This is a genomic window from Hymenobacter mucosus (assembly GCF_900188255.1).
GTDB lineage: Bacteria > Bacteroidota > Bacteroidia > Cytophagales > Hymenobacteraceae > Hymenobacter > Hymenobacter mucosus.
Window position 1 is genome coordinate 411,163 of record NZ_FZNS01000003.1, and the last position, 14,631, is coordinate 425,793.

Consider the following 14,631-nt stretch of genomic DNA (forward strand, 5'->3'; position numbering starts at 1 on the left):
TACGTTACAACGGTAACACGCAAGCTGGCTCAGCAAGTTTGGTAGGACAGGTTTTTTAGGTAGGGGTAGTTGCGTGAAGTATACGCTAATAGCCTAACTGCTACAGGTTTTCGCGGTTCATTACGCGGTTCTGGCGGTTGATAGACTCCAGGTGTACCGCATCGAAATACTTCATGATGAAGTCGCGGGTGAGGCCTAGCTGGTTGCCCTTCTGCACGCCGCGCTCCAGAATCTCATTCCAGCGGCTGGTTTGCAGAATGGTAATGTCATTGTCTTTCTTGTATTGACCAATGCTTTCCGCCACCTGCATGCGGCGGCCCAGCAAGTGCAGAATCTCGTCGTCGAGCTGGTTAATTTGCTCGCGCAGGGTGCTGAGCACCGTCAGGAACTCCTGCTGGTCGGTCGTTTCGTGGCGCCAGGTCAAACCGTCGAGTAGTTCGGCGAGGCGCTCGGGCGTTACTTGCTGCTTGGCGTCGCTCCAAGCGTTGTCAGGGTCGATGTGCGACTCCAGCATCAGCCCGTCGAAGTCAAGGTCAATAGACTTTTGAGCCACACCAGCTAGGCCCGTACGGTTGCCGCAAATGTGGCTAGGGTCGCAGATGATGGGCAGCTCGGGCAGGCGGCGCTTCATCTCAATGGGCAAGTGCCACATGGGGGCATTGCGGAATTCTGTGTTGCCGTAGCTGGCAAAGCCCCGGTGAATCAAGCCAATGCGCTTCACGCCAGCTTTTGCCAACCGCTCCACGGCGCCCATCCACAGTTCTAGGTCGGGGTGCACGGGGTTCTTGATGAACACGGGTACGTCGGTGCCGCGCAGGGCATCGGCCACGGCCTGCACTGAGAAGGGGTTTACCGTGGTACGGGCTCCAATCCAGAGCACATCCACGTCGAAAGCCAGCGCATCTTCCACGTGCTTAGGCGTTGCTACTTCTACGGTAGTAGGCAGGCCCGTTAGTTGCTTCGCTTTTTGCAGCCAGGGCAGGCCCTTTGTGCCAATTCCTTCGAATAGGCCGGGCTTGGTGCGGGGCTTCCAAATGCCGGCGCGCAGCATGTCTACTTTGCCTGTAGCGGCCAGCCGGGTGCAGGTAGCAATAAGCTGCTCTTCAGTTTCGGCCGAGCAGGGGCCCGAAATGATGAGGGGCTTTTTGGCCAGGAAGCTTTTGTGGTCGGTTGCGTCGGCGGGGGAGGTGAGGAGTTGTTCCATGGTATGATTAGGTTGTTTTTTCGGTTGAAGCGGCCCAGAGCGCCCAGGCAGCAGGAAGCTATTATCTGAGTGCCTTGTCAAGCAGGAGGAAGCAGTTCGCTTGCATCGTCGAAGGAGTTTGGCAACAAGAGCAGGCAAGGCGAATCGGTAAGCTCGACATTACGGACTTTCATTGGGTTCTAGCCACGTGTTATTTCAGAATCTTTTTGATCAGGTTGGCTTGCTGAATTTGCTGGTACACGGCCGAGTAATCCTCCTGAGCCAGCAGTTCGCGCAGGTGCTGTAGCTGGTGAATGTGCTCATCCAGCACATCCAGCACGTTCACGCGGTTCTGGCGGAAGATAGGCACCCACATATCGGGGGAGCTTTTGGCTAGGCGCACCGTCGATTCAAAACCGCCGCTGGCTAGGGCAAAGATCTGTTGTTCTTCCTTCTCTTTCTCCAATACGGTGAGTGCCAAGGCAAATGACGTGATATGGGAGATGTGAGAGATGTAGGCCGTGTGCAAATCGTGGGCGGCGGCGTCCATGTACACCAGGCGCATCGTTAGCCGCCCAAACACGGCTTCCACGCGGGCTACGGCATCGTTGGCGCTACGTGCGGCATCGCAAATCACCAGCGTCTTTTCGCGGAACAGGCCCGGTACGGCGGCCGACGGCCCCGAGTACTCCGTACCGGCCATGGGATGCACCGCCACAAAACGAGCACGCTGCGGGTGGCTGTCTACGTGGCTGAGCAGCGTAGCTTTCGTCGAGCCGACATCAATAACCGTCTGGCGTTCGGTTGCTACGTCGAGCACCTGAGGCAGCACGCCTAGCATGGCATCCATGGGCACGGCCACCACTACTAAGTCGGCGCGCGTTACAGCGGCGGCAAGGTCGGCTTCCACTTCATCTACCAAGCCCAGCGCCACGGCCTGCCGTTGGTTTTCGGGGCTGCGGTCTACCCCAATGATGTGGTGAGCCAAGCCTGCTTCCTTGAGGCTCAGCGCCAGAGAGCCGCCAATCAGCCCAATTCCTATTATTGTGACTACCATGAGAATGAAGTAGTGAAATGCTGTTCAGTGGCTAGGTGGAGCGAAGGACCCGCGAAGAATGGGATGCGAGGCCCAGGAGAAGTCCGTTGCAGCGGATGCGGGCCCTTCGCTCGGCCTAGGCCGGTTGGCTAGTAGTGCGGGCCGCCTTGATGCGGCTGAGGGCGGCGCCCAAAACGGCGGTGGTTTGGCACAGGCTTACCCGAATGAAGTGGTTGCCATTGCTGCCGAAGATGCCGCCAGGGGTGATGAATACTCGTGCTGCGTGCAGTAGCTCGTCGCTGAGAGCGTACCCATCAGCGTAGCCAGCCGGAATAGCGGCCCACACGAACAAGCCCACTTGGTTGCGCTCATACGTGCAGCCGATGGTGTCCAGAAGTTCAAATACCAATTCGCGGCGGGCCCGGTAGTGCGCGTTCAACTCATCATACCAGGTAGCATCTAGGTTGAGGGCTTCTACCGCCGCCAGTTGCACCGGCAGAAACATACCCGAGTCGAGGTTGCTCTTGAAGCGCAGTACTTCCTGAAGTAAATCGGCGCGGCCCGCCAGCATCCCTACCCGCCAGCCCGCCATGTTGTGCGACTTGCTCAGGGAGTTCAACTCCAGCACTACCTCCCGGGCTCCTTCCACGGCCAGCAAGCTTTGGGGTGCCTCCGTGTTCAGGATGAAGCTGTAGGGATTGTCGTGTACCAGCAAGATGTGGTGCTCCCGGGCGAAGGCCACCAACTTGGTGAAGAAAGTAGCATCGGCGGCCGTGCCAGTAGGCATATGGGGGTAGTTTACCCACATCAGCTTCACGCGGCTCAGGTCGCGCTGGGCCAGGTCTGTCAGGTTGGGGAGCCAATGGTTTTCAGCCGTCAGGTCGTAGTCGATGGGGGTGGCGCCGCTGAGGTGGGCGGCCGCGCGGTAGGCCGGGTAGCCCGGATTCGGAATCAATACCTCGTCGCCAGCCTCCAAAAACGTCATGCTCACGTGGATGATACCTTCCTTGGATCCTAGTAAGGGCAACACCTCCGACTCCGGGTCTAACACGACCCCGTACTGACGCTGGTACCAAGCCGTCATGGCTTGGCGCAGGGCTGCTACCCCTTTGTAGCTCTGGTAGGCGTGGGTAGTAGGCTGCTCGGCGGCGCGGGTAAGGGCTGCTACCACATTGGGGTGGGGCGGCATGTCGGGGCTGCCAATTCCAAGGTTAATGATCTGGGCACCGGCTTTATTAAGACCTTCAATTTCGCGCAGCTTCTGCGAGAAGTAGTACTCTTGAGTGTGCTGAAGGCGGCTGGCTACGGATACTTGCATCGGAGGAAGTATGGTTGGGGGCAAGAGGTTGCCCGTGAGGTGGAGGGAGCGGCTGGCGTTAGAGTGTACTCACCTGCTAGTGGTTGCTAGGGTAGAGGTTAGTGCGTAGTACCCTTATGATAGACGCCCAGCACCTGCACGCTTTCCGTGACGGGCTGCATTTCGCGGAGGGCCGCCTCAAACTGATCGGGGTGGTCGAACTCCAAATCGGCGTGGAAGTAATAGTTCCAGGTGCTGCCGGGCTTGGGAAAAGACTGTAGCTTGGAAAGGTTGATGCCCAGGTCGGCAATCCGCACCAGCACCCGTGCCAGGCTGCCCTGGGCGTGAGAGGTGTGGAAGTACAACGACGCTTTGTTGGGCTGCTCCACGGCCAGGGCGTTTTCGGGTTTGGCAATTACCAGAAAGCGCGTGTAGTTCTTTTTCTCGGTCTGAATGCTGGGCGCAATGATGTCCAAATCGAACAGCTCGGCGGCTAGTTGCCCAGCAATGGCGGCAATGCCCGTTTGGTGGCCTTCTCGAATGCGGCGGGCGCTGAGGGCCGTGTCTTCAGTTTCTACCAGGCGCCACGTGGGCTGCTTCACCAAAAAATCGGTGCACTGCAGCAGGGCCATGGGATGGGAATGCACCTCCCGGATGTCGGTGAGCTGCTGGCCGGGGAGGGCCAGTAGGTGCTGCTGAATCCGTAGGTACACTTCCCCCATCACCCGCAGACCCGATTTGCGCAACAGCGTGTAGTTCGGCAGAATGCTACCCGCAATGGAGTTCTCAATGGCCATTACCGCCGCATCGGTTTGCCCTTCGGCTACCTGGCGGATCACGTCGCCAAACGTAGCGCAAGGCGCGGTTTGGGTGGTGGGTCCGAAGTAGTGGCGGGCAGCTATCTGATGGAAACTACCTTCAAAGCCTTGAATGGCGACGGTTGGGAGCATGGTGCGGGTACTAAAAAAACAGCATTAAAAAAGGCCTCCGGAGTGCGGGGCCTTGGGTTTGCGGTGGTGGCTGCTTGGGGTCAGCTCCGGCAAATCAGGCCCGGCTTCTTTGTAAAAAAGAAGTAGTAATAGCCGTAATAAAAGAATGCCGAAGGGAACATGAGTAGCAGCGTGTGAGCGTAAAAAAAGCGCCTCCCGAGGTTGTCGAGAGGCGCTGTGTGTTTCGGTTTGGAAAGCTACAGGGGGGCCGCTCGACTACGTGGTGACGTAGTAGAAGTAGTAGATAAAAAAGAAGCGGCCGATGGGCTGAGTCATGAGAATCAGGTGCTTTACGGTGGGCAAGGTGGGGAAGCCCCGCGGTAATTCCAAATTATTTTTTTCAAGAACTACCTAACCCACGGCCAAGGCGGGGCGTTTGGAGTAATTATTACTGCGCCTGGCAACTGCCTGATAATAAGATAATACTGGGCTATTTGCTTTTGCTGGTAGCTGGCTAGAAGGCTGGTCCCGCAAATTGCCAGTTACTTTGTGGCGGCTGGCCGGTTATAGCCGAATTACTTCCTGATCATGTCCGTTACGACTCTCCGCTACGCCGATACTGGCGCTTTCTCCGCTCTCCTCACCGACTACCTCGGCCAGCGCCCGGAGCTCCAGCCCTATTATCACCGCTTTCCTAAGCTGGAAGAATTTGCCGCTCAGCTCGCCGAAAAGAAGGCGGCTTACTCGCCGGAAGCTCGGCAGCGCCTGGTAAGTGCTTTGCGCGCTCAGTACGCCGCACAGCCGGCCGTGCACCCGGCTGTGCAAGCCAACCTCGACCTACTGGCCCAGGAAACGACCTTCACCATCACTACCGGCCACCAGCTCAACCTACTCACGGGTCCCCTGTACTTCGTGTACAAAATTATTACGGCGGTAAAGCTGAGCCGCCAGCTGAAGGAGCACTACCCGCAGTACGACTTTGTGCCGGTGTACTGGATGGCCACTGAGGACCACGACTTCGCAGAAATCAACCACTTGCACCTGTTTGGGAAAAAGTACGAGTGGAACGCTACTACCACTGGTGGCCCCGTTGGGCGACTACCTCTGGACGGCCTGGAAGAGGAGCTGCTGAGCCAACTGCCCGCCGAAGTGCCCACGGCTTTCCGCGAGGCTTACACCAGTTCCACTTCCCTGGCCGAAGCTACTCGCAAGCTCACGCACAGCCTCTTCGGGGAGCTTGGGTTGGTAGCCCTGGACGGCGACGACGCCACGCTTAAGCAAGCACTGGTGCCGGTGCTGGAGCGCGAGATTCAAGAACAGGCCTCCAACCGGGCGGTACAGGCCACCAACGCGCAGCTAGAAGCGGCAGGTTACAAACCGCAAGTGTACTCCCGCCCGCTCAATCTGTTCTTCCTCACGGATGCGGGCAAGCGGGAGCGGCTAGAGTACGATGCTACCCAAGATTGCGCTCAGATTACGGTGCGCAATACAGCGCAGTGTCATAGCCAAGACGAACTCCTTGAGTTGGCACGCCAGCATCCGGAGCAGTTTAGCCCTAATGTGGTGCTGCGGCCGTTGTACCAGGAGTTGTTGCTGCCCAACCTGTGCTACATTGGGGGCGGAGCGGAAGTAGCCTACTGGTTCCAGCTCAAGCAAGTGTTTACCGACAACCAGGTGCCTTTCCCGATCTTGCTCCTGCGCAACTCGGGCCTTTACATTGGCAAAGCCAACGCAGGCAAGCTGCGCAAGCTGGGGCTCACGGCCCAGGATATTTTCCGGCCCCTGCCCGAGCTGAAAAAGCAGGTAGGTGCTACCCTGGGTCAGGAAGAGATTAGCTTGAAAGAACAGCAGCAAGCCCTGGCTGTCGTATTCAAAGAAGTAGCCGACCTAGCCCAGCGCCTCGATCCTACTCTAGTAAAAACAGTAGCCGCCGAGCAGCAAAAAACGGCTGGCTCTTTGGCCGGTCTTGAGAAGCGCCTGAGTAAAGCTGCCGAAGCCAAGCACGAAACGGCGTACAACCAGCTCACGGCCCTCAAGGATAAGCTGTTCCCCGAAGGTCAACTGCAAGAGCGCCTCGATAACGTGCTCAGCATTATGATCAATAACCCGCAGTTTATTCAGCAACTCGTAGCGGCCTTCGACCCGCTAGCTCTGGAATTCACCGTGCTGGAAGAGGAATAAGTGGGCCGCCACGTGCGAGCGTTTTACGTTAATCACGGCGCTGCATAAGCTCCTATATGCTCCCTGCTAAGTTTGCAGGCGCAGGGCTTGGGTAGCGCCGCGTTGGTAATTAAGAGCCTTCCTGTATGTTGAAAGCCGATTTACGGCGGGATTTTTTGGCGCGTCGGCGTAGCCTCACCAGTGCGGAAGTAGCGCAACTGAGCCAAGCCATCAGTGAGGCGTTGGTGGTAGCTTTCCCAGTAGCCAAGTGGCACTGGCTGCACGTGTTTCTGCCCATTCCGCAGCAGCACGAGCCTGATACGTGGCGCATCATCCGGCACGTGTGGGCCACCTGGCCGGCGGTGCAAGTGGCAGTGCCTGTAGTGCAGCCCAATGGCCGAACGCTCCGCCACTACCATCTCACCTCTAACACGAAGCTAGTGCACAACCGCTGGGGTATTCCTGAGCCTGTAGATGCTCCGCAGGTAGCTTCTGAAAAGCTAGACGCCGTGCTAGTTCCGCTGCTGGCGTTTGATGAAACAGGCCAGCGCGTAGGCTACGGGAAAGGTTTCTACGACCACTTTCTGGCGGAGTGCCGCCCCGAAGCCTTGCGTATTGGCCTTAGCCTAGAGCCACCCGTGTCCCGCATCGACGACGCTTGGCCGAGTGATGTGCGCCTGCACGCCTGCGTCACGCCAGAGCGGGTATGGCAGTTTACCTAGTTTTCGAGGCGAAGTCTGGCAAGATATAAAGACCACTAAAGGAGCTTTTTCATGATCTGCCCAATTGCTAGCCCCTACTTCAGCAAGGGGGCCGTACTGGGTTTACTACAGTGCACCTACTGGTCGGCTCTGCAACTAGTGCCACCCGCGGAGAACAGGGAATATGTACAGGCCGATTATAATGGCGCAAGCTTGACAAGGCAGTACTAGCGCAAATCAAAGAGCCCGTGCTACTAGTAGCACGGGCTCTTTGATTTGCGCTAGTACTGCCTTGTGAGATTACTTCATCGTAGTCGAGCTAGCTTCTCGCTGTGCCCTACGGCGGCTATTTTGGGAGGAAGAATCTTTCTGCGGAGTTGTAGTAACAGGGGATACGCGTTGGGCGGCCAGTACTTGGGCCAGCTTAGACAAATTAGCCTTCATGCTAGGGGGTATAAAGTGGAAAATAGCAATCGGCAATAGGTAGAGTAGGAATAGAGCAGGTTGCGGCAAGATAAATAAATACGGCAATAGTTTAATAATTAGGTAAAGCACTTGCTTGGCAAGTACTCCGCGTTCTAATTAGATAATCAACATGCTACTTGGTAGGGGGCGGGGTTTCGTGCTCTACTTTGGTAATGCGCGCCTGTCCCCAAGGCGCAATGCTTACCTGCACGCGGAGCTGTTGGCGCCTCGTTAGCTGACGGCCCATGTCCTGCGGGACATAGTAACGCTCTAAACCGTAGCGCATACGTACGCCGTACCGCTGGGTGTGGCGCAAGCGCGAGCCGCTGTGCCATACGTCTTGTACCGAACCGCGTAGGATAACCTGCGCGGCGTTTACGGTGGGCTTGCTATCATATACGCCTACTGCTTCGTATGCACTGCCCCGGGGCTCTAGTACCACGTAGGCCGCCTGCTTGCGGCGGGGTAGCTGGGCCCCATGCCAAAGGCTGCCGGGTAGCTGGCTTACATTGTAGTTGAGCACGAGGTAGTCGCCGTAGAGCAGGTCGCGCGGGTCAACGGGAGCGGTGCGCAGCCAGATAGTGCGCCCCAAAGCACTGGTGGCATATCCGGCGGCGGCCACACCCAGTACAAAGACTGCCTGCGCAACCACTAGCCACAGCAGCCACTGACGGCGGCGCGGCTCACTCAGTGTTGAGGGGCGCTCCGCGATGGTAGCGGAAGAATCAGCAAGTGGCGTCTTCATGGTTTCAGAATCGTCTTATCGGCGAATGTATGAGCCGCGCGCCGCCGTAGGTACCAGCTCAACCCTAGCAGCAGGATTCCACCCAGCAGGAAAAACAACGACTTATCCATGAAGCCCCACGTCAGCTTAAAGTAAGCCACGGCGGTAGTCAGAATAAAGAGCACGGTGCCCAGGGTTACGCGGTCTTGGTTCTGCTCTTGGTGGGCCCGCAGCAGTACGGAGCCTGAGTAGGCGTAGAGTACTACCAGCGTGGCAATGGCCAGGGGAAGGCCGCCAGTAAAGTAGAACCCAGGCAAAAGCAGCAGCCAGTCGGTGGAGCTGCTGAGGCGGCCCCGGCGCTGCTTGCCCCAAAGCGAAATGGCTACTACTCCAGCTAGGGCTGCCAAATAGGCCGCTAGCGGGGGGCGCAGCTCCCCCGCATAGTAGTCCGACTCGCCAAACAGGCCTAAACCCAGCGTAAACAGGAATGCAGCTACCAGGGGTGGCCCCTGAATAGCTCGGCCCGCCGGACGATTCGGCTGCCAGTCGCCGAAAGCATAGATCAGCATGGCAGGAATGAAGAACCACGTGATTTTGATGTGCAGGTGGTTCACAAGTAGGGCCGCTTGCCACAGCAAGCCCCCTGCCAGCACTCCACCCGCCAGAGAATCAGGACGGCGCCACCAGTACCAGCCCAAGCCTATTGCCGTGAAGGCCGCCGTGAGGTAGCTAAAGGCGCCTAGCTGCCCGGTGTTATAGCCCTGTACTACTCCACCAATGACCACGGTGAGCAGGAACAGAAACCGACTGCGGTACAGCCACGTCAGGCCCATACCAGCTACTGCCCAGGCCAACAGGCCCGTTAGGTCGTAGCCGATTAGCTGGTACAGTTGGCTGGTAAGCACTATGCCTGCCCCAAACAAGATCAGCCCCAGGGCTACCAAGCCCATGCCCACATTGCCATTGCCCCGGCGCCGGAAGTACTCGCCCGCCCCGTATGCCCCTATCATGGAGCCCAGGAGTAGACCCAGCCGGAGCAGCTCGGGCAGGGCTTGCCAATTAGCCGCAATCAAACTCAGGGCGCTAAGGCCCACCAGCAAGCTGCCCAAGAGCGGCAGCAAGCCGATGGCGCGCTCATCGGTGGCATAAAGAGCTAGGAGCTGACGGCGCTGCTCTTCCGTGATGATGCCTTTCTGCACCCACTGCGCCCCGTCGGTTTCTAATAGTGTACGACTCATAACATCGGCAACATACGCAGGAAGCAGCTAGCCTGATAGCTGGTCCTGGCAGAATCCTGAGTAGCGCTACTGCGGCTGTGCTCTAGTAGCCGCGGGCCTCCCTAGTAGTAGCATACCGCTAGTGAGGACCTAGTTAGGGCTGACGGTATAGGGCCAATAGCTTCTGGTGTACCATGCTGAGTGCTCAGACGTGCAGAAACAGGCCAGGCACTGCGTCGTTTCCCACTGATGCGAGCAGCCAGGGCACTGCCCACCGGTGGCGAAGGTGTGCCAGATGTACCCGCAGGTGCACTGCCACTGTTCGTTGCCGGCGGGTTGCCAGTTGCACTTAGGACAAGCAATGTGGGTAGCGGGCTTTCCGTTAGCCATGAGCGGCGGCGTGTAGTGTACGTTCTAAGGGTGCCTTATTCTAGGGCAGGGGCTGCTTTGCGGGCCCGGGTCATTTCGCGCTTGCCAGGAGGACCAGGAATTTTCTCCACGAGCCAGCCAGCTGCCTTTAGGCTACGGCGGAAACTGCCCTTGGCGCAGTAGCTCACCAGTACGCCATCGGGGGCCGTCGCCTCATATAGTTGGGCAAATACCTCGTCAGTCCACATATCGGGCTGTTTCTCCGGCGCAAAGGCATCGAAGTAAACAACCTGGTAGGTATTAGTAGGTAGGGCAGTAGTTTGCAGCTCTCCCGAGCGTTTGTATAGCTCAAACCGGGGCGTGAGGGCCACGGGGCGGTTCCAGGTGGCAGCGTGCAGTTGCTGATGGTAGTCCAGAAGCTCTGGGTTAGTGATGTACGCCTCTGTGTTCATTTGCTCCACTACTGACCAGGGCAGGGGAAACTTCTCAATGGTGTCGTAAAAAATAGGGTGGGCACTGTCGTGGCTGCGCTCTAGGGTGAGTAGGGCGTTCAGTCCGGTGCCAAATCCAATTTCAAGTACCCATACTGGGCCAGCCGTGGTATCCAGAATGGGAGCAAGGCCAGCGGCCAGGTACACGTGCCGGGCTTCTTGCACGGCCCCGTGCGTGGAATGGTAATGCTCGTCTAGCGCCGGCACATACAGGGTGCTGGAGCCATCGGCGGTGGTACGAACTTCTACGTGTGGTTGTGGTAAGGACATAGGGGCGGAGTAAAGAACGGAACTGATGCAGCAAGCCAGCGGTGAGGACTACGGCGCCAGCTACTGACTTGCGGCCGCTTTGCTGCTGCGCTCGTATTACGTAGCCTTTCCGTACTGTTATTGACCTTCGCCCGCTACATGCCTCGCATCAGAGTAAATCTACCGGAAACTTTCCGGTTTTCCGTTGCCATCCCTGTCCGCATTACCGACTTGAATTATGGCGCCCATCTTGGCAACGATGCACTTCTTAGCATCCTTCACGAGGCACGCGTGCAGTTTCTGCTGCACTTGGGCCGCCCCGAGGTAGACCGCACTACTGGCCGGGGCCACATCATGGCCGATGTGGGAATTGAGTACAAAGGCGAAGCCTTCCACGGCGACACTCTGCACATTGATATGGCAGTGGATGACGTGGCGAAGTATGGGTTCGACATTGTGTATCGCGTGCAAAACCAAGCCGGGCGGGAGGTAGCCCGCGCCAAAACCGGCATGCTAGCTTTCGATTACACTACCCGTAAGTTACTACCCTTGGCAGAGGAAGACCTGCGTAAGCTCCGGGGAGAATAGAGATTCTGCTCGGCAGTAGCAGGAACCGTAAAAACTGGGAACCCAACTGCCTCTGACGTTGTATCTTTGCGGCTATGATGATTGACTTGCCCGTAGTTTCCAAGCGCGATATCCGCAAACTTACCCCCGACGAGCTCAAAGCCTTTATGGTGGAGCACGGCGAGAAGCCTTTCCGTGCTAAGCAGGTACTAGAGTGGCTGTGGAAGAACACGGCTGCTTCCTTTGAGGAGATGAACAACATCTCCTTGAATACGCGTGAGTTGCTGGCTCGTCACTTCGTGATCAATGGAGTGCAGGTGCAGAACTCCCAGCTTTCCAATGACGGTACCATCAAATCGGCGTTCCGCCTGCATGATGGCAATATTGTAGAAGGGGTGCTCATCCCGCACGATACGCGCATGACGGCCTGCATCAGCTCGCAGGTAGGATGTTCGCTCACGTGCAAGTTCTGCGCTACCGGCTACATGGAGCGTAAGCGTAACCTGGACGCGGCCGAAATCTACGACCAGGTGGTGCGCATCCGGGAGCAGTGCGAAGCTCAATACGGCACGCCGCTCACCAACATTGTGTATATGGGCATGGGCGAACCCCTACTCAACTACGCCAACGTGGTGAAAAGCATTGAGCGCATTACCGCCCCCGACGGCTTGAATATGGCTCCGCGTCGCATTACCGTTAGCACCGCCGGTATTGCCAAGATGATTAAGAAGTTGGCCGATGACGGCGTGAAGGCAAACCTAGCTCTTTCTCTGCACGCTCCCAACGATACCAAGCGCAACGAAATCATGCCCATCAACGAAGCCAATTCCCTGGCCTCGCTGAAGGATGCCCTGAAGCACTACCATCAGGTAACCGGCCGCAAGGTGACCTACGAGTACATTGTATTCGAGAGCTTCAACGACACGCTGCAAGATGCTGAGGAGCTGTACCAGATTTCAAAGTGGATTCCCTGCAAGGTGAACCTCATCGAGTATAACCCCATCGAAAACGCTGACTACGTGAATACCGCTGATGATAAGCTAATGGCTTTTCACAAGTACCTCGCCGACCGTGGTGTACAGACCAACGTGCGTCGCTCCCGCGGCAAAGACATTGATGCTGCCTGCGGTCAGTTGGCCGTAAAGGAAAAGACGGTAGCTGCTTAAGGTGGCTGTTATTCCGGCTAAATGCAACGGGCCCGCTCTCCTCAGGAGAGCGGGCCCGTTGCATTAGGGAGTAAACCTACTTGCTTGCTTTCGCTTTGTTTAGGTCGGCAAATAGCAGAATTACTTCAGGGCACTGCGAAGCCATCTGGAGCGAAATCTTGGTGCCTATAGTTTCCATGCGCTTTTGATCTAGAAAGATATCGGCGCCGTAGAGTTGGCTGATTTCCTTAGCGTAGGGCTTGAGGTTCCTTTGAAAGGCTTGGATGAGCTCTTGCGTCCGTTGCTCAAGCGTCATCTTTTTTAGCTCGGCTGTGCGGGGCTGCAAATCCTGGCACATGGCAGTAGCAATAGGCTTCAGTATGGCCACTTCTTCGGGCTTTACTTCCTGTTGTTTGCTGACTTGCGCGCTACCTAGGCGCATAAACAGCGGCTGGCTCACGGGGCATTCCTGCATCATCACTATCCCCACGCGGCGACCTAGTTGCTGGCCGTACGTCTGCGCCGCGGGACCCATAGCTATTATCTTACGCATGAGCTCTTTATTATCCGTAGCCGTCTTGGTGAAGAGGCGTACGAAGAGCTGCTGGGCTTCCTCTTGTGATAAGTTATCCAAAGACCTTTTCTTGCTTTCCAACTCTAGCTGCCGACACATGTCTGCGCTTACAGCTTGAACTAGTTTCTGCTCGGCTACGCTGTCGGCAGGGGCGGTTTGCGCTTGGCTCAGAAGGGCAGTAGTGCATAAAGCAAGCAGCAATACAACACGGAGAATAAGTATTTTCATGTTGCCAAAACTACGTTTAATTCCTTAGCGCTTAGAGTTTCCAAACCGAAACGTGAAGTCGATGTAAGCCGGTATCACGTACGTGCTGAAGGCGTATGAGCCATCGAAGGGAAGGAAATACACCGCGCCTAGCCCCAAGCTTGTGCGTTGCCAGTTGATTTTGGCTCCATACAAACCGCCAAGGCCCGAGTTGCTATTGGCGATAATGTAGTTTTCGGTGATGAGTGATACCCGACGGCTCATCCGCCGTTGCCCGCCTACTTGTAGCACGGGAGTGCTCCCAATCTCGCCGCCCGCAAAGCCATAGCCTAGGCCGACGGTAAAATTATTGTCGGCCGAGCCGTAGGTGGCTACCCCATAGGCTAGCCCTACTCCCGAAGCCTTGTTGTCTTGGTCGAAATCAGGAATACGTAGGTAGAGCACGCCAGCGCCAGCGTGCCAGTTCTCCGATATGCGGGCTGAGAACTTAGGCGTCAGGGCCAGAAACTGGTAGCGTAGCGGCACGCCCGGCAGCACTGATACAATGGCGCCCATCGAAAAATTATCGGTGATGCCGTAGTTAGCGCCAACGAAATACAAGGTGATGTCTTGCAAGGTGCCCTCGCCGCGGCGGAGGTTACGGGCCGTGGGCGCGAAAAACAGGCGGTTGCCGTTGCCAATATCCATCCAGTTGGCTGGGCGCTGGACCAGCTCTGTGGTTAGCTCCTGCAGGCGCAAAATATTGCTTCGCTCCACCGATACCGTACCTAAGTCCACGGTTAAGAACTCTAGCTGCTGGGGTTGGTGCGCAGTTAGCTTCCCATCGAAAGCGGTGCCTGTGCGCAGCGTCACGCGGAAACGACGGCCTACTGAATCGGCGGGCGTAACAGAACTCGCGGAAGTGGCCGCGGAAGGATGGGTAGCTAACTGCTGCCGGTCCTCAATGGTTTGGCGCACGGCAGCTAGCTCGGCGGGGGAGTAGGGCCGCAACACCGTGCGGCCGTCGCGAAGTTGCACTTGCAGAGTTACACTACTATCGGCAGTGAGGCGCTGAATAAATCGCGCTTCCTGAAAGTCATTGGCCGAAAACGCAGGAAATAACCCATAGGCAACTTTCTCGTCCGCATCAATTACTGCGCCCACGATTGGGCTCACTATCAGCGGCTTGGTAGCTGGCTGTTGAGCATGCACTTTGGAGCTGATGAGCGCAGCCAGGACGAGAAAAAGTACATGAAAGGGGGTACGAATTGGGAGCATATAGTAGTGAAAATGACCACGGATCAAACCTATCATTCTGCTGCAATACTCCACTATAGC

At 57.0% G+C, this 14,631-nt stretch carries 13 protein-coding genes; 4 read left to right on the forward strand and 9 right to left on the reverse strand.

Annotated elements, in window-relative coordinates:
- Positions 1-100: 100 nt before the first annotated feature.
- The 4 genes from CHB83_RS08930 to CHB83_RS08945 all read right to left on the reverse strand — a co-directional run bounded on the left by CHB83_RS08930 (position 101) and on the right by CHB83_RS08945 (position 4,466).
- Positions 101-1,204 carry a chorismate mutase gene (locus CHB83_RS08930; RefSeq protein ID WP_045689644.1) on the reverse strand — a complete coding sequence of 368 codons (1,104 nt, stop codon included), beginning with the start codon at positions 1,202-1,204 and terminating at the stop codon, positions 101-103.
- 190 nt (positions 1,205-1,394) lie between these two features.
- Entirely contained in the window at positions 1,395-2,240 is an 846-nt protein-coding gene (locus CHB83_RS08935; protein ID WP_045689645.1) for a prephenate dehydrogenase, read from the reverse strand.
- Positions 2,241-2,355: 115 nt separating this feature from the next.
- A complete protein-coding gene (locus tag CHB83_RS08940) occupies positions 2,356-3,537 on the reverse strand; it encodes a pyridoxal phosphate-dependent aminotransferase (protein WP_045689646.1) in 1,182 nt (393 codons plus the stop codon).
- Positions 3,538-3,635: 98 nt separating this feature from the next.
- Positions 3,636-4,466, reverse strand: a complete 831-nt coding sequence (locus tag CHB83_RS08945) for a prephenate dehydratase (RefSeq protein WP_045689647.1) — start codon at positions 4,464-4,466, stop codon at positions 3,636-3,638.
- Between the two features lie 567 nt (positions 4,467-5,033).
- Here CHB83_RS08945 and bshC point away from each other — a divergent pair.
- The gene (gene bshC / locus CHB83_RS08950) at positions 5,034-6,626 is read left to right on the forward strand and encodes a bacillithiol biosynthesis cysteine-adding enzyme BshC (protein ID WP_089332368.1); all 1,593 of its coding nucleotides are present in this window, start codon (positions 5,034-5,036) and stop codon (positions 6,624-6,626) included.
- A 125-nt stretch (positions 6,627-6,751) separates the two neighbouring features.
- Positions 6,752-7,327, forward strand: a complete 576-nt coding sequence (locus CHB83_RS08955) for a 5-formyltetrahydrofolate cyclo-ligase (protein ID WP_089332369.1) — start codon at positions 6,752-6,754, stop codon at positions 7,325-7,327.
- Between the two features lie 577 nt (positions 7,328-7,904).
- Here CHB83_RS08955 and CHB83_RS08960 read toward each other — a convergent pair.
- From CHB83_RS08960 to mnmD, 3 genes are all read right to left on the reverse strand, one after another.
- Positions 7,905-8,516, reverse strand: coding sequence for a GDYXXLXY domain-containing protein (locus CHB83_RS08960; protein ID WP_089332370.1), 612 nt, complete (start codon positions 8,514-8,516; stop codon positions 7,905-7,907).
- The gene (locus CHB83_RS08965; RefSeq protein ID WP_089332371.1) at positions 8,513-9,733 is read right to left on the reverse strand and encodes a DUF2157 domain-containing protein; all 1,221 of its coding nucleotides are present in this window, start codon (positions 9,731-9,733) and stop codon (positions 8,513-8,515) included. The genes CHB83_RS08960 and CHB83_RS08965 overlap by 4 nt, the downstream gene beginning before the upstream one ends.
- 404 nt (positions 9,734-10,137) lie before the next feature.
- The gene (gene mnmD / locus CHB83_RS08970) at positions 10,138-10,842 is read right to left on the reverse strand and encodes a tRNA (5-methylaminomethyl-2-thiouridine)(34)-methyltransferase MnmD (protein WP_089332372.1); all 705 of its coding nucleotides are present in this window, start codon (positions 10,840-10,842) and stop codon (positions 10,138-10,140) included.
- 138 nt (positions 10,843-10,980) lie between these two features.
- Here mnmD and CHB83_RS08975 point away from each other — a divergent pair, with 138 nt between their 5' ends.
- Together CHB83_RS08975 and rlmN are read left to right on the forward strand one after the other, a co-directional pair.
- Positions 10,981-11,409 (forward strand): thioesterase family protein, encoded by a 429-nt coding sequence (locus CHB83_RS08975; protein ID WP_089332547.1) that lies wholly within the window; start codon positions 10,981-10,983, stop codon positions 11,407-11,409.
- A gap of 77 nt (positions 11,410-11,486) precedes the next feature.
- Positions 11,487-12,554 (forward strand): 23S rRNA (adenine(2503)-C(2))-methyltransferase RlmN, encoded by a 1,068-nt coding sequence (gene rlmN / locus CHB83_RS08980; RefSeq protein ID WP_045689598.1) that lies wholly within the window; start codon positions 11,487-11,489, stop codon positions 12,552-12,554.
- 76 nt (positions 12,555-12,630) lie between these two features.
- On the opposite strand, the gene CHB83_RS08985 is transcribed toward rlmN, so the two are convergent.
- Together CHB83_RS08985 and CHB83_RS08990 are read right to left on the reverse strand one after the other, a co-directional pair.
- A complete protein-coding gene (locus tag CHB83_RS08985; RefSeq protein ID WP_089332374.1) occupies positions 12,631-13,335 on the reverse strand; it encodes a hypothetical protein in 705 nt (234 codons plus the stop codon).
- Between the two features lie 24 nt (positions 13,336-13,359).
- Positions 13,360-14,571 carry a hypothetical protein gene (locus tag CHB83_RS08990; protein WP_089332375.1) on the reverse strand — a complete coding sequence of 404 codons (1,212 nt, stop codon included), beginning with the start codon at positions 14,569-14,571 and terminating at the stop codon, positions 13,360-13,362.
- Positions 14,572-14,631: the final 60 nt, after the last annotated feature.